At 34.6% G+C, this 21,840-nt stretch carries 24 protein-coding genes and 2 pseudogenes; 7 read left to right on the plus strand and 19 right to left on the minus strand.

What is annotated here, in order from left to right; genetic code table 11:
- Positions 1 to 194: 194 nt before the first annotated feature.
- On the minus strand, positions 195 to 1,493 hold the full coding sequence (locus AC1DIV_RS27500; protein WP_340877650.1) for a CitMHS family transporter: 1,299 nt from the start codon (positions 1,491 to 1,493) through the stop codon (positions 195 to 197).
- A gap of 847 nt (positions 1,494 to 2,340) precedes the next feature.
- On the minus strand, positions 2,341 to 3,192 hold the full coding sequence (locus AC1DIV_RS27505) for a MurR/RpiR family transcriptional regulator (RefSeq protein WP_251542115.1): 852 nt from the start codon (positions 3,190 to 3,192) through the stop codon (positions 2,341 to 2,343).
- 680 nt (positions 3,193 to 3,872) lie between these two features.
- Here AC1DIV_RS27505 and AC1DIV_RS27510 point away from each other — a divergent pair.
- Together AC1DIV_RS27510 and AC1DIV_RS27515 are read left to right on the plus strand one after the other, a co-directional pair.
- Positions 3,873 to 4,553: an RraA family protein gene (locus AC1DIV_RS27510; RefSeq protein ID WP_081395730.1), complete on the plus strand. Its 681-nt coding sequence runs from the start codon at positions 3,873 to 3,875 to the stop codon at positions 4,551 to 4,553.
- Positions 4,554 to 4,573: 20 nt separating this feature from the next.
- The gene (locus AC1DIV_RS27515; RefSeq protein WP_283901949.1) at positions 4,574 to 5,467 is read left to right on the plus strand and encodes a prephenate dehydrogenase/arogenate dehydrogenase family protein; all 894 of its coding nucleotides are present in this window, start codon (positions 4,574 to 4,576) and stop codon (positions 5,465 to 5,467) included.
- 788 nt (positions 5,468 to 6,255) lie between these two features.
- Here the strand turns inward: AC1DIV_RS27515 and AC1DIV_RS27520 are convergent.
- Both AC1DIV_RS27520 and AC1DIV_RS27525 read right to left on the minus strand, forming a co-directional pair.
- A complete protein-coding gene (locus AC1DIV_RS27520; RefSeq protein WP_340877652.1) occupies positions 6,256 to 7,215 on the minus strand; it encodes an alpha/beta hydrolase in 960 nt (319 codons plus the stop codon).
- The gene (locus tag AC1DIV_RS27525) at positions 7,215 to 7,838 is read right to left on the minus strand and encodes a GNAT family N-acetyltransferase (RefSeq protein WP_336866862.1); all 624 of its coding nucleotides are present in this window, start codon (positions 7,836 to 7,838) and stop codon (positions 7,215 to 7,217) included. Before AC1DIV_RS27525 ends, AC1DIV_RS27520 begins: the two co-directional genes overlap by 1 nt.
- A gap of 330 nt (positions 7,839 to 8,168) precedes the next feature.
- Between AC1DIV_RS27525 and AC1DIV_RS27530 the strand changes: the two are divergent.
- A pseudogene (locus tag AC1DIV_RS27530) lies at positions 8,169 to 8,330 on the plus strand (IS4 family transposase); the annotation flags it as partial.
- 46 nt (positions 8,331 to 8,376) lie between these two features.
- Positions 8,377 to 8,772: a hypothetical protein gene (locus tag AC1DIV_RS27535; protein ID WP_336866849.1), complete on the plus strand. Its 396-nt coding sequence runs from the start codon at positions 8,377 to 8,379 to the stop codon at positions 8,770 to 8,772.
- Between the two features lie 78 nt (positions 8,773 to 8,850).
- On the opposite strand, the gene AC1DIV_RS27540 is transcribed toward AC1DIV_RS27535, so the two are convergent.
- The 3 genes from AC1DIV_RS27540 to AC1DIV_RS27550 all read right to left on the minus strand — a co-directional run bounded on the left by AC1DIV_RS27540 (position 8,851) and on the right by AC1DIV_RS27550 (position 10,650).
- On the minus strand, positions 8,851 to 9,357 hold the full coding sequence (locus AC1DIV_RS27540; RefSeq protein ID WP_477577849.1) for a hypothetical protein: 507 nt from the start codon (positions 9,355 to 9,357) through the stop codon (positions 8,851 to 8,853).
- A 277-nt stretch (positions 9,358 to 9,634) separates the two neighbouring features.
- The gene (locus AC1DIV_RS27545; protein ID WP_340877654.1) at positions 9,635 to 10,168 is read right to left on the minus strand and encodes a hypothetical protein; all 534 of its coding nucleotides are present in this window, start codon (positions 10,166 to 10,168) and stop codon (positions 9,635 to 9,637) included.
- Positions 10,169 to 10,350: 182 nt separating this feature from the next.
- Positions 10,351 to 10,650 carry a hypothetical protein gene (locus AC1DIV_RS27550; RefSeq protein WP_336866847.1) on the minus strand — a complete coding sequence of 100 codons (300 nt, stop codon included), beginning with the start codon at positions 10,648 to 10,650 and terminating at the stop codon, positions 10,351 to 10,353.
- Between the two features lie 339 nt (positions 10,651 to 10,989).
- Here AC1DIV_RS27550 and AC1DIV_RS27555 point away from each other — a divergent pair, with 339 nt between their 5' ends.
- On the plus strand, positions 10,990 to 11,193 hold the full coding sequence (locus tag AC1DIV_RS27555) for an alpha/beta-type small acid-soluble spore protein (protein WP_034315006.1): 204 nt from the start codon (positions 10,990 to 10,992) through the stop codon (positions 11,191 to 11,193).
- Between the two features lie 320 nt (positions 11,194 to 11,513).
- Here the strand turns inward: AC1DIV_RS27555 and AC1DIV_RS27560 are convergent, their stop codons facing one another.
- The 6 genes from AC1DIV_RS27560 to AC1DIV_RS27585 form a co-directional block, all read right to left on the minus strand.
- Positions 11,514 to 12,398, minus strand: a complete 885-nt coding sequence (locus AC1DIV_RS27560; protein ID WP_336866846.1) for an alpha/beta fold hydrolase — start codon at positions 12,396 to 12,398, stop codon at positions 11,514 to 11,516.
- A gap of 344 nt (positions 12,399 to 12,742) precedes the next feature.
- Positions 12,743 to 13,282 carry a hypothetical protein gene (locus AC1DIV_RS27565; RefSeq protein WP_477577850.1) on the minus strand — a complete coding sequence of 180 codons (540 nt, stop codon included), beginning with the start codon at positions 13,280 to 13,282 and terminating at the stop codon, positions 12,743 to 12,745.
- 388 nt (positions 13,283 to 13,670) lie between these two features.
- Positions 13,671 to 14,012, minus strand: coding sequence for a hypothetical protein (locus tag AC1DIV_RS27570; RefSeq protein WP_283906170.1), 342 nt, complete (start codon positions 14,010 to 14,012; stop codon positions 13,671 to 13,673).
- A gap of 220 nt (positions 14,013 to 14,232) precedes the next feature.
- Entirely contained in the window at positions 14,233 to 14,505 is a 273-nt protein-coding gene (locus tag AC1DIV_RS27575; protein ID WP_340877657.1) for a hypothetical protein, read from the minus strand.
- Positions 14,506 to 14,885: 380 nt separating this feature from the next.
- Positions 14,886 to 15,527 (minus strand): HAD hydrolase-like protein, encoded by a 642-nt coding sequence (locus tag AC1DIV_RS27580; RefSeq protein ID WP_264639524.1) that lies wholly within the window; start codon positions 15,525 to 15,527, stop codon positions 14,886 to 14,888.
- 107 nt (positions 15,528 to 15,634) lie between these two features.
- On the minus strand, positions 15,635 to 15,802 hold the full coding sequence (locus AC1DIV_RS27585) for a hypothetical protein (protein ID WP_336866845.1): 168 nt from the start codon (positions 15,800 to 15,802) through the stop codon (positions 15,635 to 15,637).
- Positions 15,803 to 16,169: 367 nt separating this feature from the next.
- On the opposite strand from AC1DIV_RS27585, the gene AC1DIV_RS27590 reads away from it, so the two are divergent.
- Positions 16,170 to 16,625, plus strand: a complete 456-nt coding sequence (locus tag AC1DIV_RS27590; RefSeq protein WP_264639525.1) for a YfmQ family protein — start codon at positions 16,170 to 16,172, stop codon at positions 16,623 to 16,625.
- A 504-nt stretch (positions 16,626 to 17,129) separates the two neighbouring features.
- Here AC1DIV_RS27590 and AC1DIV_RS27595 read toward each other — a convergent pair.
- From AC1DIV_RS27595 to AC1DIV_RS27615, 5 genes and pseudogenes are all read right to left on the minus strand, one after another.
- Entirely contained in the window at positions 17,130 to 17,495 is a 366-nt protein-coding gene (locus tag AC1DIV_RS27595; RefSeq protein ID WP_336866861.1) for a cupin domain-containing protein, read from the minus strand.
- Between the two features lie 583 nt (positions 17,496 to 18,078).
- Positions 18,079 to 18,228 (minus strand): annotated as a pseudogene (locus AC1DIV_RS27600) (glutathione-dependent formaldehyde dehydrogenase); the annotation flags it as partial.
- A gap of 107 nt (positions 18,229 to 18,335) precedes the next feature.
- Positions 18,336 to 18,548, minus strand: a complete 213-nt coding sequence (locus tag AC1DIV_RS27605) for a hypothetical protein (protein WP_336866843.1) — start codon at positions 18,546 to 18,548, stop codon at positions 18,336 to 18,338.
- Positions 18,549 to 18,675: 127 nt separating this feature from the next.
- The gene (locus AC1DIV_RS27610) at positions 18,676 to 19,113 is read right to left on the minus strand and encodes a VOC family protein (RefSeq protein WP_101224754.1); all 438 of its coding nucleotides are present in this window, start codon (positions 19,111 to 19,113) and stop codon (positions 18,676 to 18,678) included.
- Positions 19,114 to 19,429: 316 nt separating this feature from the next.
- Positions 19,430 to 19,789, minus strand: coding sequence for a winged helix-turn-helix transcriptional regulator (locus AC1DIV_RS27615; RefSeq protein ID WP_034304541.1), 360 nt, complete (start codon positions 19,787 to 19,789; stop codon positions 19,430 to 19,432).
- 244 nt (positions 19,790 to 20,033) lie between these two features.
- Here AC1DIV_RS27615 and AC1DIV_RS27620 point away from each other — a divergent pair, with 244 nt between their 5' ends.
- On the plus strand, positions 20,034 to 20,768 hold the full coding sequence (locus AC1DIV_RS27620) for an NADPH-dependent F420 reductase (protein ID WP_340877658.1): 735 nt from the start codon (positions 20,034 to 20,036) through the stop codon (positions 20,766 to 20,768).
- Positions 20,769 to 21,076: 308 nt separating this feature from the next.
- Here the strand turns inward: AC1DIV_RS27620 and AC1DIV_RS27625 are convergent, their stop codons facing one another.
- Positions 21,077 to 21,607, minus strand: coding sequence for an AAA family ATPase (locus AC1DIV_RS27625; protein ID WP_336867061.1), 531 nt, complete (start codon positions 21,605 to 21,607; stop codon positions 21,077 to 21,079).
- Positions 21,608 to 21,840: the final 233 nt, after the last annotated feature.

Raw genomic sequence — 21,840 nt, forward strand, 5'->3', positions numbered from 1 at the left:
TTACCCGAGTGATAAAGATCTACAATAGTCTTTTTGAATTCATTATTATATTTTTTACCTGTATTCTTACGTTCCAAGACGGACACATCCTCTCAAAAATCATTGTAAGGACTTAACTAAAATGTGTCCATGAAACTATACTAACTCCACTATTTTGAAATACTAGCTCTCTGGAATTTATTATGTTTATATAATTAAATGGATAGTACTCCGAACAATACACCAACAATTATCATAACTAATGCTGTACCTACCGCATACTTGGCTGTAAAGCGAATATGATCACCTATTTCTATACCAAGAAGCCCCATTAATATATAGATAGAACCTTGGAGTGGACTTAACAAGTGCAAGGGTTGTCCTAATAAAGAAGCTTGTCCAACTTCCATCGGATGGATACCGAAGTTGGCAGCTGTTTCTGCCATAATCGGAATAATCCCGAAATAAAAGGGAGCATTCGCCATGAAAAATGTAAATGGCATGCTTATAAGTGCAACAATGACTGTTAATTTTGGTCCGAGAGAGTCTGGAATAACTGCTATTAGGGTATCTGCCATCGCGCTAACCATGCCAGTACCATCTATAATCCCAGTAAATACACCTGCTGCAAATATCATGGAGACAACAGTTAATATATTACCTGCATGTGCGTGTAAGCGATCCTTCTGGTCCTGCAAGTTTGGATAATTTACAATCATAACGATGGCAAAGCCGAGCATGAATAACGCAGGCAACGGTAGGAAGCCCGTAAGTAAAGCTGCCAATACTAAAATCGTAAGGCCTAGGTTAAACCAAAATAATTTAGGTCGTTTTATTGATGAGTCCATTCCTACCTCAACTGCAGCAGCAATTTCTTCTTCGTTAAAAGCTTCAATATCGATAACTCCTAATCTCTTACGCTCACGTCGACCCAAGAAGTAAGCCACTCCTAAAATCCATAACACACCCGCAATCATAGAAGGAATGATTGGCAAAAGCAAGTCTATTATATCCACTTTTACCGCCGCCGTAGCTTGGGCAGCTGGTCCCCCCCACGGTAACAAGTTCATAACCCCCATCGCTAATGCAGGAATGCAGGCCAAAATGAGTTTATTCATACCCAGTTTATTATATAAAGGAAGAAAAGCTGTTACTACAATAAGGTAGGTAATAGTACCATCACCATCTAAAGCAACTACCAATGATAAAATTGCAGTGCCCAGTACAATTTTTAATGGGTCACCGCCTACCATTTTTAAAATTCTTGATACTAGTGGATCAAATAATCCTGTATCAATTAATACACCAAAATAAAGAATGGCAAAAATAATCATAATAGCAGTAGGAGCTATAGTCTCGAGACCTTTTAACATCATCGGTCCTAAATCCGTAAATCCTGCAATTAGCGCAAAAACGATTGGAACAACCGTAAGTGCACTGAACGCTGATAAGCGCTTACTCATGATTAAATACATAAATACCACAATCATGGCAAATCCCAGAAATGTTAACATAGTATGCCCCCTCTTTATCTTCCCTGAATTTTTAGAATACATGTTGAATACGTTATTTCGAATCATATATGAAAATTTTCTATAGTATAAGTTAGCACTGCTTAATGGACTATTAACATCATTTCATTGTAAGGGTTTACAAAATTGACATTATTGAATTCCCCTATAATTGTTGCTATGAACCATATCTTGAAGTACTAGTAATTATACATCCAATTGATCATTAGATCCGTTAAGATAATATTACCAATACGCTGGTATCTTGCTCTTTTAATAGTCTCATCTGATTTTTACAGTTTTAAATTATTCACTTAATTACACCTCTTTTTCATTTTAAATTTTTTTATGAATCACCACTTTAATTAAAGAGTGCTCATTACATGTAAGAAATTTTTCTAATAGTTAAAGTAACATAAAGATCATTTATTACCTTTAAACAAAAAAACTCAAAAAGATAACGTTTTCAAAAACCTTTAATTTTAAAAATAAAGCAATATTCGGTGATACTTAGATTCCAATAGTCATTCAGCATATTATAATAATTACTTTTACTGAAATATTCAGACATATACTGGTGAATATTTTTAACAAAACCAGAAATTGGAGAAAACAAACTATATCCCTAAGAATTAATGTTCTTTTTGTAGTAATATTTTTTACATTTATAGTTTATGTTGTAATATTTTTAACTATTAAAAGCATACTATCATGGATGCTTATTAAAAGTAAACCTTTTTTTATCAAGCAGAGAGTAGATGATGGTGAGTAGGATATCTGGTTAAGAAGAAATAAAAAGGTGATAGGAACAAGGATTCAATTGAATCCTTGCTCCTATCACCTTTTAAATTTAATCACTATAGTGATAATTCATTTTGGTAAGAATTGAATTAATTTCATCAAGACGATTTTTGGTTTTTTCAGGATAATTGATGGCTATGGCGCTTACAAGATAATCTGCTACAAGCATAGATGCTATTGGTGAATTATGAAAAGCGATACTACTAGAATTACATGGCAAGACTAAATCTGAATACTTAACTAGAGGAGAAGAATAACTATCAGTAATAGAAATAATTTGTGCCTTATTGTCTTTAGCTGCCATCGCGAATTCAACAATTCTTCTAGCGTATCTTGGAAAAGAGGTTGCGATGACTAAATCCTTCGAAGTAAAATTAATTCCTTTATCAACCCAATCGCTTAAATCAGCAACAATCAATTCACAGTTTCCAAGTAGACGATTAAGTCCAAAAGTTAAATGTTGTGCCACTGGTAATCCACTTCTCACACTGGTACAAAATATTCGATCTGCAGACACAATCATTTCCACCGTTTTATTTAAACTCTCCGTGGAAATCATCTCTACTGTAGATTGAATATTATTGAGTTGACTTTCTGCAGAGCGAATCCACAAATCACTTTCATTTAAATCTTTTAAATTTGCCTCTAATCTAATTTGAGGAGCTGCTCTATTACGTAAAAGTTCCTGAAGTCCTTTTTGAAATTCAGTATATCCCGAATAATTCAGACTAAAAGTCAATCTCATAATGGTGGTAGTACTAGTTCCTACAATTCCAGCCAACTGATCTACGGTTAAAAAAGCGACATCCACAGGATTTTTAATAATATAGTCCGCAACTCTTTGTTGTGTTTCTGTTAATTCTGATATCTTGTTTTTTAGTTTTAATATTGGGTTTTCCATAAGATTCGCTCCAATTGAACATATTATAGTGTAAATTTTATATTTTTTTATTCTAATAAAGTATTTATTACGATATTCAATTGAATTTTATCATTTTTATTTATTAATGTAAAAAAGAGTCCCTTAATAAGAGTATTAATAATTTCCTTACCTGAAACTTCTAGAACGTATGCATAAACGTATGCATGATTACTTCATAAGTAGTAAATAAAATTAATTTCTATTAGCACTTCGGAATAAATGAGCTAATAAAGGTGATTGAACCTTTCAAGTTAACAATCTAATTCGCTTTCTTTGTTCTTAAGCCCTTTTTCTTCTTAAAATTCAGTTTCTTTTCAATGTCATTAAAAAAAGGGTTTACTTTAATAAATAACGCTGTTAGTATACATTTAAGTTATTGGTAATAAATATTACCCCCAAACAAGTTTTAGTAATATTTATTACTTTAAAACTAAAGTTAAGAAAAATAGTGGATTTTCCAATGACCTACAAATCTTTTTTTGTCAATAAACTTAGAAAAATAACGTGACAAAGTGTTGAAGAGACAGGAAATACACTAAAAATTATGTAATTTTTGAAAGCGTTATCTTAGTTGATTGTACATCAAAGATAACAAGTTACATTTAGTAGCTAATTGTTTAGTTAATGGAAACATAAAAAAGTAAAAGGAGTGTATGTCATTGAGTAACTTAGCACCGTTATTGTCGGAAGAAATTATCGAAAGAGCAAAACGTCTTAACACTACACTTATATCAGATGCGATGGGATGTACAGGTTCTATGGATTATAAAATAAAGCCTGTAGCACCAGGTATGAAAGTAGTTGGTACTGCTCTAACTGTAAGCTTAAGACCTGGAGATAATTTGTTCCTTCATCAAGCTATCTATGATGGGAAAGAAGGTTATGTATTAGTTGCGGATGGAAAAGGACATACTTCAAACGCCTACCTTGGAGAATTGATGGCAGGAGCTGCGAAAGCCATTGGACTTGAAGGAGTCATCATTGATGGATTAGTTCGTGATAAAGAAACACTTAGCGAATTAAAATTTCCTATTTTTGCAAAAGGATTTATTCCAAACGGTCCTCTTAAAGATGGTCCTGGTGAGCTTCATAAACCTATTTCTTGTGGAGGGGTATCCGTAATTCCAGGGGATTTGATCATTGGTGATGATGATGGTGTTATTGTGGTTCCAAGAGACAAGATTGAAGTGGCTCTTTCTAAGGCAGAGAAAAAACTAGATTATGAGAAAACGCGCATAGAAACCATTACAGCTTATGAAACAACCCGCAAGCAAGGCAAACCAGAAGGAAGCATTGAACCTCCTTGGTTGAGAGAACAAATAAAAGCGTATGGACTATAAAAAGAAGGGAGAACTTTAGAATGAAATTAGGTTTTATTGGATTTGGAGAAGCAGCCTTTGAATTATCCGTCGGATTAAAACAAGAAGGTTTAGAAAAGATCCTGGCTCATGATGTCATGTTAGACCATCCTACTTTCGGTCCACAAATAAAAGAACGGGCTATACAAGCGCAAGTGGAGCTTCGTTCTAATCCCGAGGGCGTATTAAATGAAGTTGATGTAGTCATGGTAGCAGTGCCAGCAGATAAAGCTTATGAGGTTAGCGAAGTGTTAAAACTCCATCTGAAGAAAGATTGTATTTACGTTGATGTATCGGCTTCGACTCCTGTAGTAAAACAAAATATTAACAAAAACATTCAAGAAAAGAATGCATTTTTTGTCGACGCAGCAATGTTAGGGCCCTTACCAGTTTATAAACATAAAGTTCCTATTTCAGCAAGTGGCAACGGAGTGGATCGGCTTATCGCATTAATGACTCCATACGGCATGGATATAACTAAGGTGAGTGAGAATCCTGGCGACGCTTCTGCTATAAAACTAGTCCGTAGTATTTATATGAAGGGAGTAGCCGCCCTTTATTTAGAGTTGTTAGAGGCCGCCCATGAATTTAATATAGAAGAATTGGTTTTAGATTCGATAAGTGAAACTATGGATAGCAAGAGCTTTAAAGAAACCATGAATCGATTAGTAACGGGAACGTCTATTCATGCATTAAGAAGATCAATTGAACTAGATGGTTCTATCCAAATGTTAGAAGCTTCTAATCTTAATTCAGTCATGTCTAAGGCAGCAAAAAACAAATTAGAAAGATTAGCTACATTCAATTTGAAAGAGAAGTTTAAAGGTCAAAAACCGGATTATTGGTTAGAAGTCATTAAAGCATGCAAAGAAGAGAATACAATTGTAAGTAGTTAAATGAAATAAGCTATATTACTATTATGGGGTACCACCATTGTTACCTGGTCCTTTGTGCTTCGAATCAATAACACCGCCCCTTGGATTTTACATTATCTGCCTAAGAGAATATTGATTTTTAGTGTGACAACTTTTTGTGATGGTAAATTTGTTTATTTCTCCAATGCTATTGCACAAAACAGAGCAACCCTTCGAGGATAGAGATTTTATAACTGAACTTCAATTATCAAGACCCAAATTATAAAAACCTTAATAAATAAAGGAGAGCACATATTAGCCATGTATAATATGTACTCTCCTTTTTTCTTTTAGTGAACTAACGCACCCATTAGTTCATTAAACCCCCAAACATTACCGATAATTACATGCTTTAACCTATAGGCTATTTCTTCCTCTATTATTGTTAGGAATAAGTGCCTTTCGAAAAAGGAAAGGGACCAAACAGAATGAAATTCCTTAGCCCATTAGAAAGCGCGACAATACAAAATACATTGAAAGAGTTTTTTTAAAAATTAAAAACATAATTCGTTTTAGTTAACATAATCGACCTAATACTAAAGGAAAAAAGAATCTTCGATTGAAGATCCCTTTATACTACATATTCAACTAACGCCCTGTTCGTTCAACAAGAAAACTATCCTTTTTTTTATTTAACAAGCACTTTCTTCTTTTTAGATTCTATTTGGTCCTTCTTTATCTATCATTCGTTTATCGACTGAATTGAATCTCTTTAATAACAACAGTAGGATTATTAAGAAGGAACCTAATTGTTTTGGTTGGTGTACATATCAATTATGCAACAATTCCCGAAGTTTTATTGTCATTTCTTCTAGTGCTTGTTTTGCTCCATCTACAGTCCCGATCATATTGATGAAACTATGGACCAAATCCTCATAATGCAATAGTTCTAAGTTCACGCCAGCTTCTTTCAGTCTCTTGCCGAAAGCTAAACCCTCATCTCTAAGAGGATCCAATTCAGCTGTAACAAGTAAAGTCCTTGGTAAGTGTTTCGCACATGGAACCTTAAGAGGTGAAACGAATATTTCTGAGCCTTCAGAAGAATCGTTCAAATAGTGAGCCCAAAACCATTTCATCTTCTCAGTCGTCAGATTAAACTTGTAATTCGCTTTGTAAGATAACGTGTCAAAGCTGTAATCCATTACCGGGGTAATCAGGAATTGATGGGACAGTTTAAATTCTTCATCACCTTTGAAAAAAATTGCTGCTGCGGCTGCAAGGTTTCCACCAGAGCTTTCACCACCTACCGCAATTCGCGTCGAGTCCCCATTCAATTTTTCCACATTTTGAAACGTCCATTTCACGGACTCGACTGCATCAAGAAATGCAGCTGGATACTTATGTTCAGGAGCCAAGCAATAACCAACCGAAACGACGACGATACCAGCCTTACTTGAAAAGTAACGACATACATTATCCGAACTATCTAAATCCCCGAATACCCAGCCCCCTCCATGAAAGTATACGAGAACCGGGAAAGGGCCTTCACCAAAAGGAGTGTAGATTCGTACTGGTACTTCTTGCCTCATCGCAGAAGTGATGGAAGTATTTTCAATCGTTACACCATTGACAGGAATCGGTGTGAAATAACTTCTTGCGATTTGATAAAACTCCCTTGATTGCTTTGGTGTCAGAACATCCAAGGGTGGATGGTTTAGTTCGATCATTTTTTTACTAATGGAATTAAGTAATTTGGTTACTTGCGGGTTGATCGCTGTTTTTACCGCCATCAGACCAATTCATTCCTAAGTTCTGTAAACGTGTGCAACATTTCTACCTGGATATTCTTTTCTTTCAGTTTTTTCTCAACGGATTGTCTTTCTCCAACGATTAAGGATGCCTTCTTTTGCTGCAAGTCGATTCTGTCTACCACTTTTCCACCCAATTTTTTTAAAATGGGTATGACAATTCGGTTGCGGATATCCGGTTCCCCGATGATCCTTTTTGTCCCATACTGATTATATAAGAAAATAATCATCGCTCTGATGATGGAAAGTCCATCCTCCTTATTTAAAAATGAACGCGGTCCAATCAGCAAGTGCATGCCTAAATCACCTTTCTGATAATCGTAATACTCCCGAATCGGATCGTCTTTGACCGAGTATGCAATCAGATAGCAAACAGGGGTTCCATTGAATGTACCAATGTAGACATCCTTATGTTCAGCTTCGATCGAATTATGTAACCATTTTTTGAACTCAGGCATAGGAAGATTGAGCTTCCAAAAGGGTGCGATGTGATTTTGGTGCATCCATTCATAAAGCATATCCAAGTCTTTATCAAAGTCAACTGGGCGGAATGTAAAACATTCCACTGTCTCCCCATCTCTAACAAAAAATTCCGTTTCATACATTTTGAGCAATACTATCTCCACCTATCCATTATTGATAATGATTATCAATATCATATATAATTGATTATAATAATATGTAATTACACTTGTCAACAAACCTTTTCGACCTAAGTAACTAAAATAAAAGACAACTGAATGTTGTGAATTCAGTTTTCTTAAATTAATGGTAAAAATACTTCTTTCTTATAACTTTTTTCTAATTGGGTACCTCCATGACGCTATCCAAACTAGGGGTCCCTACCACATGCCCATCAAGCTAAGGCAAATCATTAGCCCCTAAACGAAAAAAACACTATCCTTTCTGTAATATGATAGAAAGGATGGTTTTTTATGTGCCGAGATGTTTCAGATGAACTGGACCTCTTTTCACTAGAATTGCAACAATCTTTGTCTCCTCATGTTCTCAAACAGTTGGCCAAAAAGGTCGGTTTTGTTCAAAGAACGAGTAAGTATCAAGCCAAAGATTTAGTGGCGTTGTGGGTGTGGTTAAGTTAAACAAGAACTCGAAAATATTGAAATACCCAAAGAGTTCGAACTGATGAGTCAAAAAGGAATTAACAAAGCCTATAGTGAAATGAATAACAATAGAAAAAAGTCAAAATGGTTAATTGGGTTTATTGCAAGTGCTGCAATTCTATTGCTTAGTATTGGATTATTGTCAACACCCGTTGTAAAGGCATCCATTCAAAACGCTCTTAACGTAATACTGGCTGATAAATTCGAAAAAATGGAAAAGGGTAGCCAGATCCCCCCCCAAGAAGTACTAGTAAGTGTTGAAGAAAACAGTAAAGGTATTCTTTTAAAATATTTTCATGATTACACTTTAAATGAAATCGCAATCACATTGGATATGCTTTTTCTCTTATTACAAATATTAGACGAAAATCTAGAGTATTTGGCTTTACTTTTTTTATTTTGTTTATATTTTTTTTGAATCTGAATGTATTCAAAAGGCCGTCAATTGGCGGCACTCTTATGGCGCTAACGCACCTGTTAGTTGATTAAGGATTAATTAAAACTTAATGTTTAATAATTCTTTCATTTCAAGAAGAACATCAGTATGTTTTTCTTTTGATAAATACATCATTTTCTGTTCTGCTCCATTTGTTTCCCGCTTCTTTCCGTTCGGTTCTTGAAACATAATCCTTCCATCACTAAAAAAATTTATAGTGTATACTTTGTTATCCATGGTTTCCTTATCGGATAAAACAAAAAAGTAATTCCCTTTTTTATTTAATTCTTTACTCTTCTCCAATAACTCCTTATTAGGAGGTTGCACAACTTCCATTTTGTTCACTTTTTCTATAAAAGCCTGTATTTCATTAATATCTGTAATGACCTTTGAAGTTGACTGGGAAGTTACCCCGTCCTCATCAACACCTTGCACTAATAAAGTTGTATATTCATCTTCATTAGGTATTTCCAAAATTTCACTTTTCGTTTTTGTAGTTTCTAAACTACAAGCATTTAAGAATATTATCATTAAAATGCACAAAGAAAACATCTTGAAAATCCTCAAATTTCATCCCTCACTTCTTCCTTCTACAATATATAAATTGAAAAATTATCCATATTTAGTGAACTATCCTGCCCCGATAGTTGCATAAAGAAAGAGCTACCTTAAAGACAGCTCAATATTCAGCTAACGCACCCTTTAATTGAAAAGGAGCATCCGTTTTTGGAGTGACTTTTTTGGCACCTCCTCCATTAATTCAATTTAAAAAGAGACTTTACTCTTTTATCATAAAGTCTCCTTACAATATTCGTTTCACATTTTTCAAGATTCAGAGAAAATTTTACCTTTCTTTTTTGGGAAACAAGGTATAACTAAAACTGATGATAAAATCAATAACCAAGATCAATGTCCATAATCTTAAAGTATTAATCAGTGCTTGAGTCTGAGAAGGATTATTAATCGAAAAGATCATCACTGCTAAAAGAGCTCCTCCTATTAACCAAGAAACAAAATGCCGGAACCATCCTAAGCGCTCCTGTCTAGCATGTTCCCTTCCGAATTTTTTCTTTTTTATAGGTTTTTCACCATTTCCATATTTATAAGCGAAATGCGCATCCGCCCATTTAATCATCTGATGCCCAAACGCTACACTTACCCCTATATAAATGGCAGAAAGTCCATGTACGGTGGTGGCAATAGCTCCATTTTTTAAATCTAAAACAGTAGCAATGAGTAAAATGATATCGACGATTGGTGTACAAATAAGCAACAATGTACCAAGCTTCTTTTTCTTAAAAATATATCTAACAAATAATCCTGCTAAAACAAACACCCAAAATCCAATCTCACAGAAAATAATTAACCAACCAATCAAGTCAACACCCCTTTATTTAATACAACTGTATTAAATATCCACTTCATTATAACAAAAATTTCCAAAATAATTGTGAATTCTTAATGAACTAACCTCCCCCGTTAGTTGCATAAGAAAAAGCTGCCTTATAGACAGCTCCGATCTCCAGCTAACGCATCTGTTTGTTCAACAAGAAAATCAAATCACAAAAATCGATAGTAACTATCTAATAATTCTTCATAATCACCTGTTGCAATTCTTATGTATGGTTCAACAGTTTTATCATAAGGTGCAAAAAAAGTAGCACTTGCCAGTTCTCTTGTATCTCTCGTTTTAAGTTGATAATCCGTTTTTAGATATACAACAACCCTTATAGGAAATTCCATATATGTACGTAACCAAACCGCAAAGCTTAAGCACGTCCGTCTTACTGATGGATTTACATCCTTTTCACATTTGACTCTTAACCCTGAGCGAAGATATTGCAAATCATTTGTTTTCATAATAATTCACCTATCGTTTCATTTTAATGCATTATTCGTTATCTTCCCGAAAATTCCTTCTTCCACTAACCTGCCCCGATAGCTGCATAAGAAAAAGGCAGCCTAAGCAACCTGCCTTAGAAAGTCTCTCCCTCAGATTATTTGCCTTTCGGAGCTTCTGAAACCCTTCCTTGCGACCCGGTGACTTCAATGTTTTCCTCTGCTCTCTCTTCTAAATCCACAGATGGTATTAATTTAAATTAATCATTGCCTTAATTTATTTTGAAATCTATGTATATAACTCTTAACAATATCAAAACCTATGACCAGCAACACATTATATTCATAGGAGCTGACAACATGGCTAGAAATAACAACAATAATCAATTAGTAGTTAATGGTGCAGAGCAAGCTCTAGAACAAATGAAATACGAAATCGCTAGTGAATTCGGTGTTACACTTGGCGCTGATACAACATCTCGTGCAAACGGATCTGTTGGTGGAGAAATTACAAAACGTTTAGTGCAAATGGCTGAACAACAATTAGGCGGAAGAACTCGTTAATCGAAATCATATGTATTGTTAGGGATAGTGATTGGACTATCCCTATTTATAATTCTCCAAGTAAGTCCATTTATAAAAATATTAATGTCTATGTGTAGTTTTTAAACCAAGATTGACCACAATTCCCTCTTGAAACCACATATTAGTGTAAAAACAGGAATCCATTTTGTTTCAGATACAATTTTTATAAAATAGTTTGATTATTTTTAGTAATCCTTAATGAACTACCAAAGTTCTCACGATAATCACCAATTCACATTTGTGTCGATGACTATATTATGATGAGATGCCTGGAACCTAAATAGCCGTGGTCATACCCCTTATTCAATATGTTTTAGAAAGTCTTCAATCGTTTGTAACAACTTTTCAGGGTACTCCCCATTGATAGCATGAGAGGCGTCTTCAAATAACACCATATTACTGTATGGATTTCTTAAATTTTCTAAACCGATTTGAAACGACTTTTCGGAATGATGCATAGTCGATTGACCAGCCAAAATTCCGAGCACTGGCATCTTAAGTTTCTTCAAATGTTCAGTTTTAACCTTTTCTGGCATTGGCAATTTACTTTTGAATGTTCGCATTCCTGTTTCAATCAATTTGGCAGCCGGCTCACTTTCATCAATTTTAGCACCACCAGAGATATATCTAAGCATTCTTTCCCTTATTGATTTTGGCACTGCTGGTACGGAAGCTGGAATCGAAACTAGAATCATTTTTAGTGGAATAGGACCAAAAACATAAACTGGTTCTACTAATATGAGTGTTTGAATTTTTTCTGGGTGCTTAATTGCTAAATTTGCCGCACTCCATCCACCAAATGACAATCCTAATAAGTTGATTTCCTCTTCTGGCAATTGTTCTAGCACTTGTTTTAACCAAATAGCTTGATCCATATTAGTTTTGATACGTTTTGTTTCTATACTTAACCCTGGCTCACCTATCAAATCAATTGTGTAAACCGGACGGTGTTTTAAGAAGTCATTGAGATTTGCTTCCCACATTGGTGTAGCAGACCCCTTTCCAGGAAGTAACAATAACGGTGTTTTGTCTGGTGTTTCCTCTTCTTGAAATTTGTATAGCTTCACTTTACCAAAATCGGTATTGAGCATTTTTGACTCAACAGGTTGTGGTAAATAGCTCATTGCCTCATGATAAGAATTTATGTATTCTTGCTTACCTTCATTTGTAACGAAACCACTCATTGAACCATCATCTTTGAAAAGACCTGATTATGTACAATAGTATGAATATAGCCAAAGAAACAATAACTAAAATGATCCATCTTTTTTTTCGTAAACATACAAACCTCCTTCTATTCTTACTTAAGACTATGACGTAACGTTATAAAAAATGCTTAAATTAAAGTAATAAACGATATAACCACAGTACCTATTTCTAAAAAATGTGTTGAATATCAGATAACAACCTTCTTTTGATAAATTGAACGTTATTCAATCCTGCCTCGTTAGTGCCATAAGAAAAAGAGCTGCCAAAGCAACTCCCTTATTGAGTAAAGCACCTGAAAGTTGAATAATAATGGTTACATTCATGTTTCTTTATTCTGTAATAATATTTTTTTAACAAAATTACAAAAGTCTTCATTACCATGAACTTTAAAAATTATCTCATTCTCGAACTCAATTGATAACATCCATTCTTTATCCTTACCTATAAGTCCAGTATAAGAAGTACCACCTTCACCTGCGGTATTTTCAGTCAATAGGTAATACAATGGAAATAGTACAGATGTTTTATCCTGTCTTTTTAAACTATAAGTTCCAATGCTTTCTATTACCCTTGAAATATTATCGTGAACATTAAAATAATTACACCCTTCATTTACCCCAAATATTCTACATCCTTCTAATAAAGATTCATTTAAATCTTCTGGAGAAAATTTTGCAGGTTTTAGATTATGAACAACTGAATGGAAAAGAGTAAGGTGATTATTCAACTCAACCGAATATAAAACTGTACTTGTATTAAAAAAATCATCTTCAAGGAAATCGTTTGGAAATATGTATTGTTCTAACCATTTTCTTATTTCTTTAGATTCCTCATTATCTAATGCAGTAGTTAATCGCACTTACTTCTCACCTCATGTTAAAGAAAAATAGTCCTTCTTTTGTGATTCCATTATATAAAATACATTATTACCTATGAAGTTGTTCAACTATCTGCCCCGAAAGTTGCATAAGGATCCACGAATAAAGAAATATTCATCATCAATTATACACATATCTTCAATCATCTCTATTCGTTTTTCTTGTTCTTCAAATGGTACTTCTTCATAGGACTTCCATAACTCAAGGGAAGTTCATCGTGATAATTTCCACAACATTTACAGTGATAACCAACTTTATAATTACTCATTTTACATCCCCCATATAGTAGCCTTACCTTATCTCAATATTAACCAAAAAAAACAATACTGAGTTTGATAATTTAACCTGACACGTTAGGGGAATAAGGAGTTACCTTTTATTCTCGTTTAATTGCTTTAACCACTCTATAAACCAATCTTGAGGTAACTCTACTTTTGAAAGGTCTAAATTCTGCAATTCTTTTAATGAGTATGTATTTACCAAAAATAAATCCCATTGACATTCAATATCTCGTGCTATCCCAAAAGCCATTTCATCAAGTTCATTGGATGCTTTATCTTCCTCAAAAGCCATTGTAAAGTTATCACACCACTTAATAAACTCAAATTGTGAAAATCTGTTTTCTTTTCTACATATGGTTTTTAACAAGTTCTTTAAGTTTTCAGAAGAGAATGGAAAATCTATAGTGGTTTCATTCCAGTTCCAATTCATATAAACATCCCCCTATTATTCTACTCTCTGATTTAACATTTTCTTATACAACTAATTTTCCCCGTTAGTTGCATAAGAAAAAGCTGCCTTAAAGACAGCTCCGATCTTCAGCCAAAGCACCACACGTTAGTTTCTTAAGACTTATTGTAGAGTTAAACAAACTGTGCGATATATCTCTTAAAACGGAGGATTGGAAAATCCAACCCTTTTGCACTAAAGTTTATGGACCTTGTGTAAGTATAGCGATGATGTTATATAAGATTGGGAACATAAATAAAATGATGTTGAAAATTATTCCAACTAACGAAAGTTTATCGCGATTTATTTTATAGCCTACGAATCCCAATATAGCTCCTATTGGACACAGTATAAACGGAAATACGAGCGGCATTCCTTGAATTTTTAAGGATACAATATCAAGTAAAAAGTTAATGATCAATAATGTTAAAACAGACGGGATTAGAATGGATATAAGTCCTGGTATTTCTTGCACAACAATTGCCCCTTAATGATAATTTAATACTACCTAATTTTAACAAAAATAAGTGTGTTTGTGTAAATATCGAACTACGCAGTACGAATACACTGCGCTTGTTGTACTAACCTGCCCCGATAGTTCCATTGAAAAAGCTGCCTTAAAGACAGCTCCGATCTTCAGCTAGCGCACTTATTCGATCAACAAGGTTTTACCTTTTTCCACCACATGGCCTTTTAATTATGATACGGTTCACCGTACCTGTTCAAGCCGTGATTTTTTAAAACTGTCAGCCTTAATTTTACACTTCTATTTTTAATCGACACTGTTGAGGAAGCAGCTGCTTAATCAGCCTGAAACGTTTTTCAAAAGGCCACCAATTGGCGGCCTTTTAGAATTTAAACTAACTCTAAGATTTCTTTGAAGTTATTCACTACAAAATCTGCTTGTTTTAATTCATCTTCTTGGGCAAAGTCAAAGTTCACACCAACTGCGATAAGTTCATTATCCTTAGCAGCAGATATATCTGAAGACCGGTCTCCGACAACGTAACCTTTTCCAATTTGATTTTTATTTTTCACCATTTGCACTAAATCTGATTTATTCCCAGATTTAATTAGTTGGATACTATATGTATCTTGAATAAACCTATCCAAATTATAAGTTTCTACAATTGCTTGTAAATATTCTATCTGACCATTGCTGGCAATAAATAAGGGATACTTTTTACTTAACTCATTTAATGTGCTCTCCACACCAGCATATAATGCACCTTTTTGTGCTTGGATTAATTCTATAAGCTTTTTATGAAAAATCTCATTGCTCTTTACTCGTATTTCTAGTGAGTGGTTTGGGCAAAGTGTTTCCCATACAACCGGTAGTGGCACACCCATAATTCCCCTATATTGTTCAATCGGTGTTTTTTTATCCCATAAATTTTCTTTTCGTAGTACTTCAAATGTTGCTTCTAGGGCAGGTTCTAAAATTAAATTTGTTTGAAATAAGGTTCCATCCATATCAAAAATGATTGCTTTACTCATTGAAATTCCCCCTCAAATTATCTCTCATTAAAACATTTTTAAAAATGCTGCCTTAAAGAGTTCTGATCTTCAGCTAATGTCACCTGTTAATTCATTAAAGCTAGTTTTTATTTGTGATTTTTTAATTTTTGAACCTCTTCTTCTAGTTTATCTACCTTTTGTTGAAGTTCTTTCTTAGGTTCTAAAATTCTTCGACCTAATATAACGAGGAATCCGGTAATAGCAATAACTCCCCCAGCTGAAGCTATAATCAAAATCAAGGCAATGTCAAACATAAAACAACTCCTATTTTATTTTCTATACTGCAGGTAAACCACTTAATCACTATAATCAGGTTAATTTTACCATTAAAAACCCATTCGTTCTTAAACTATCGTGCCCCGTTAGTGCCATAAGAAAAAAGGCTGCCGCAGCAACCCTTGTAATTGAAATAAAGCACCCGTTATGAATACACTAATCTTCCCTTTTCAATATGAAAGGAGCTGCGGAAGCAACCCCCTGACCGTTATTTTATACCGCACGCCCCAAAAGGAAAACGTTACGAGAATGGACATATTTTCGAAAGAAAAAATGTCCATTCTTTTGGTAATATAGAGGCAGCTGTTTATAGAGGCATTTATAACATACGGAGATGATGAAAAAATGACAGGACCCGTTTTGATTTTGACCATTATTTTAACGATATTTAAACTAGTTGTTACCTGCCTTCCGACCGATGTCGTCAATTGGCTTTTGAATAAATTTAAGATGCATCCAACACTTAGTGTCGGGAATACCGTAATCACGATGGACGGAAAACGATTGGAAGGGGAAGAGAAGAACCAAGTGATTCAGGATGTTAACCACGCGATGGTTTTGAAGAAAAATCATATATTTCCTGGAAACGATTCCTTGTTTTTACATCCAGAGAGCGGTGTTAAGCCATTGGTCATCGATACGAAAAAAGGCAAAAAGGATATTCGGTTATTGGTGTTCGTGTACGGTGACCATGTGGATGTCGTAAAACAGGACAAGAAGAAGCTCGTGGCATATAGCATGCGTTCCGAAAGCCTCCAAGACCGTTCGATGATGAAGGGAATGGATGTAAAAGAAGCATAAAAGGAAGAAAAATGAAAACCACACCATGATGTGTGGTTTTTTGATTGGGAATTATTTATTTTCTGACACGACTTCTTCATCTCTTTTAAGGATGCCTTCATTTTTTGGCTCGCTCACCTAGATTGCGGTCTTATCAGTGAATCATAGGACTTTTCTCGAAGATAATCATTTCCCCCATTTCGCTCACCATCAATACCCTAAAAACTGCTCTGTTCGCTTTAATTTTTACATAGTATTCCAATTATAAATCCCTTATTCTAAAAAAAAATTGACACAAGAAGATTGTCTTTATTGACGACCTTCTTGTGTTAATTCTTCTTGAACTATCCTGCCTCGATAGATCAAGAAGAAAAAGCTGACTTAAAGACAGCTCCGATCTTCTGCTAACACACCCGTTAGTTCATTAAGAAAAGCGATTCTTATTAAAGAATCGCTCCCGTTGCGGAAAATATGTAACTTCCTTTTATATGTTGATCCAAAGATAGTAACTGGAAAATTATCGGTTTAAATCCATATATTATTTTCAGCAGTTAGTTTAAAATTAGTTTCACCAGTGTTAATTACACCTTTAGGCTCTACCAGCATTATATGGCATTCCTTTTCAGCATAAGGCTTATGCTCCACACCTTTTGGTATCACATACATTTCTCCTTTGGAAAGTTTAACCTCTCCATCGCGGAATGCGATGGACATCTCGCCGTCTATCACGATGAATGCCTCATCGGTGTCTTTATGATCGTGCCATACAAAATCCCCCTGAATCTTAACTAACTTAAACTGATAGTCATTCATTTCACCAATGACTTTGGGCGACCAGTGTTCACTGAATTTGGACAGTTTCTCGCTAAGATTAATAGCATTATAATTGATATAAATCCCCCCAGAACTATTCTTACCTTTATTTTACAACTTCCGTAGATTAATTACTATTTTGATTAAGACCTCAAAAGTTTCTGCTGATTTTCCACATAATGGTCCAATTGTTGAACAAAGACCAAACACTACTCTTGAATCAACCTGCCCCGTTAGTGCCTTAAGAAAAAGAGTTGCAGCAGCAACCTACCTTATTTGCACCTAGTTAAAGATTGATATACTTAATGATGAATGATTCCTGCCAATGTCAAGATAGGACTCAGACTTCCACTTTTCGCCTATCCATAAAAAAATTTTACAAAAAAAAAAGACTTCCATACACAGTATGAAGTCTTTTTGGAAGGCTCTTTTCGTAAAGATTGATGTTTTTAAAACGAAACTATTTAAGGTTGATTGGAGCGGAAGTGCGAGACTCCTGCGGGAGCAGCGGGACAGGTGAGACCCCACAGGCGTTTACGTCGAGGAGGCTCACCGCCCGCCCCGCGGAAAGCGAGCATCTGGAGGGGAAATCAACCACAACTCACTACCTGGTAAATAGCAACAAAGTATGTGAAAACAGCCTTTTGGAAAGAGAAGAGTATTACGGTTTTAAAACGACTTTTATACATTCATCCTCACGATTATTAAAAATTCGATAACCATGACTTGCTTCTTCAAGGGACATTTTGTGTGTGATAATATCTCTTGGGTCAAATTCGTTATTTGTTATTTTTTTAAACAATTCTGGCATAACCATTTCATAACCCTTACTGAAACTAAACTGACCTGCCCCCATAGTTCAACAAGAGAAATGAACAAGAAAAAGAACCCCTTTGCAATAAAGAAGTCCTTATTTATTCATTCAATTTCAGTTGCAAATTGAAACAATTCCGGGTGATCTGCCAAGTCTTGCATCGCTTTTTCTCTTTGTTTTTTGGCTGTTTCAATGTCATCTTCATCTAATGTGTCACTTCCAGGTAACAGAATAACTTCTTCATCTACTGGTACTGGCGCATTTGCTAAATCAGATTGGAAAGAAAAAAGACCAATAAAAGTGAATCCAAATAACATAAGGATTTTCTTAAATTTAATCTACCTCCTTAGGATATGTTTAATTATCCATTATTGGCCCTCTTATGGAGCTAATGCACCTGTTAATTCTTTAAGGGTACCACCAGCAACATTAATTACCATTAATTTATTTGATTTGCTCCGCCAACTCTAAAATAATTCCCTCTGGTCCACGACAGTAGCATAACTTATAACTATCTTCATATTGTTGTATCTCACTAAAGATTTCCGTACCTTTCTTTTTCAATTTGGCAACAAGGGCTTCAATATCTTCAACAGCAAATGCAATATGCCGGATACCCAGGGTATTTGCAAAAGGTTGCTGACTATCTTTTTCATCTGACGGCGTATAAAATTTAATTAGCTCTATCCATGCCTGACCGTCTGGCTTCCCCAATCCTACACATGCTACTTTAACGTCATTAAGCCCACTCATCTTATCCATCAATTCTCCTTCCATCTCCCATTCCCCTTGCACTTCTAGTCCAAAATCGAGAAAAAACTCTTTAGCAGCAGAGAGGTCATTTACGATTACACCTACATGATCTATTCTGTGGATCTTCATATTTCATACCTCCTTTGTTCTTGTTATTTTGCAATATCCGTATTCTTACATTCTAATTCTCGAAAAACAGAAAATATCCTTCTTGTTGAAGAAAGGCAAAGAGCACTCTTCAACTATCCTGCCCCTTTAGTTCCATAAGAAAAAGAGCTTTTGATCAGCTCTTGATAATGAGTAAAGCACCCGTTACTTTAAGTACATTTCCCCAAAATTTTTATCGTAAAAGAAAAAGCTGCGTTAGAACGATTTCTCCCGCAACTTTTACTTTATCTACAAATTTAGTTTTTGAAATCTGGGGTTAACGATGTGTTAGCTTTGGTTAGTCTACCTGCTCCCCAAACTTCTTCCCGAATTCTTCCATTAAATCAATAATAGGAATGAGTTCTTCCCCTTTTGAGGATAATGAATACTCAACACGAGGAGGAACCTCTGGATAAATTTTGCGATTAATTAAACCAGCTGTTTCTAGTTCTCGAAGTTGCTTTGTAAGAGAACCTTGTGAAATATCCCCTAAAAAAGCTTTGATTTCACTATAACGGCGCTCTTTGGACTTTATAAACCAAAGAATGAGATATTTCCAACGTCCAGATAGTATGTTTTGGGTATAGGCAATGCCATATACTTCTCTCTGTTCCTTTATACACTTTTTGTCAAATCCATCCTTACATATTCTAGACACCCATTCACCTGCTTTCTACTATTAGGTACAAAAAAATGTACTATGGCAATTTTTATTGCCTTCTTCAAAAAAATGAGAATTGGTTATATTCTAGTATATGTAATAAAAACACTCAATATTTTTTATATCTAATGAGATATGTTTACGGATTGATAAAGTGGTGATATTGATTCAGATAAAAATATCATTGTTAACTTTAAGCAAGCAGAATCTTTGATATACAAATTCTTTAGGAGGAGCAATGATGAAATTTGGAATTATAGGTGCTGGAACAATCGGGTCGATTATTTCTAAAAAATTAGTTAAGACTGGACATGAAGTCAAAATTGCAGATGCACGAGGAATTGAACATTTAGAAGGAAAAGAGCTTGCTGGAACACCTGTCCTTATAGAAGATGTAATGACCAATATTGAAGTTCTTATAATATCTCTCCCTTTAACAGCACTGCCAAGCATTCGGAATATTATCGAGCAAGTTGGGGAGGAAGTAATCATCGTAGATACTTCAAATTATTACCCTAGCAGAGACCAAAAAATTGCAGAAATTGAAAACGGGATGATTGAAAGTGTTTGGGTTTCCAATCAATTAGGTAAACCTATCATCAAAGCTTTCAACAACTTGTTAGCCCATACTTTAGAAAATGAGGGAACCCCCGAAGGTACTAGTGGACGCATTGCCATGGCGATTGCTGGTAATGACGTATCACAAAAACAAATAATCATGGATGTAGTAAACCAGCTAGGCTTCGACACAGTGGATAGTGGTTCTTTAAGTGATTCGTGGAGACAACAGCCGGGAACTCCTGCATACTGCACAGAACTAACAAAAGAAGAACTAACAAAAGCATTGGAAAAAGCCAATAAAGAAAAAGCCCCATTCCTACGGGATAAGGTTATAGAGAAGTTATCAGCTTCTAACTTCACCTCCCTCGCAAATAAAGATATCGTGAATATGAACAGAGAAATATATAATTCATAATTTAGGAATCCCATATTGATCATTGCTCTGGTATTTAATTTTAAATTGAATAGAAGACATAGGAAATTTGGAACCAAAATAGTGATTAAAATATTTGATCACTATTTTGGCATATTTTAAATCTCTCTGTTCATCCACCTTGGATGTAACACTTTAAAAATATTTATACGTTTTTAAATGACTTTATTGTACATTAAACAACTTTAATGTCACTTAACAGTATTCCTTATGGAATTATCCTGCCCCTTTAGTGCCATAAGAAAAAAAGGCTGCCTTAAGTCAGCTCAGATCTTTAGCTAATGCTCATGTTAGTTGAAGTAATTTTTAATTTCTTTCGTATTTGCCACAACTAATATCTTATTTTTGTATATCCCAAATTTATTATAGAAATTTGGTTTCCCTACTTCTTCAAAGTATCTATTCCACTTAAACATTTTAAAAAATATATTTAATGTGGGTTTATAGTTTGACCTTTCTAATCCAATCTTTTGTAAGATAAATCTTTTTATTATTCGATAGATTCTCACTGAATAATTTGTATCTAAGAAAATAATTAATTCCGCATTCCGAAAACTATTAGACACCCATTCTTCATTATGAACCCCCTCTACAATCCATGTTTCAGAATGAATAATAATATTAAAATGTTCTTCTCGTTCTTCTTCAGTTCTTTTAATATCTCCTGATTCATACCTTTTCCAAATAACATTATCTAATTCATAAAGTGGGATATTTAACTTAGAGGATAACTCTCTTGCTAAGGTTGTTTTTCCACTACCAACTGAACCTATAATATGTATTTTATTTGGAGTTTTTTTCAATAAGACCACCACCGTCATTAGAGTTATATATATCAAATTTATTCTATTTTTTTATTGGAATGTCCTCTTCCAACTTCTACTATCCTGCTCCGTTAATTCCATATCGAGTAGAGGGAAAATAAATGTATTATTTTCGCCCCTCTCACAACACCGTACGTACGGTTCGCGTATACGGCGTTTCAATTTATATTACAGTGTGTACTTTTAGATAATGCTCTAAAGCAGAGGGGACTCCCCTCTGCTTTAGTCTT

The organism is Peribacillus sp. 05N428 (genome assembly GCF_056397085.1).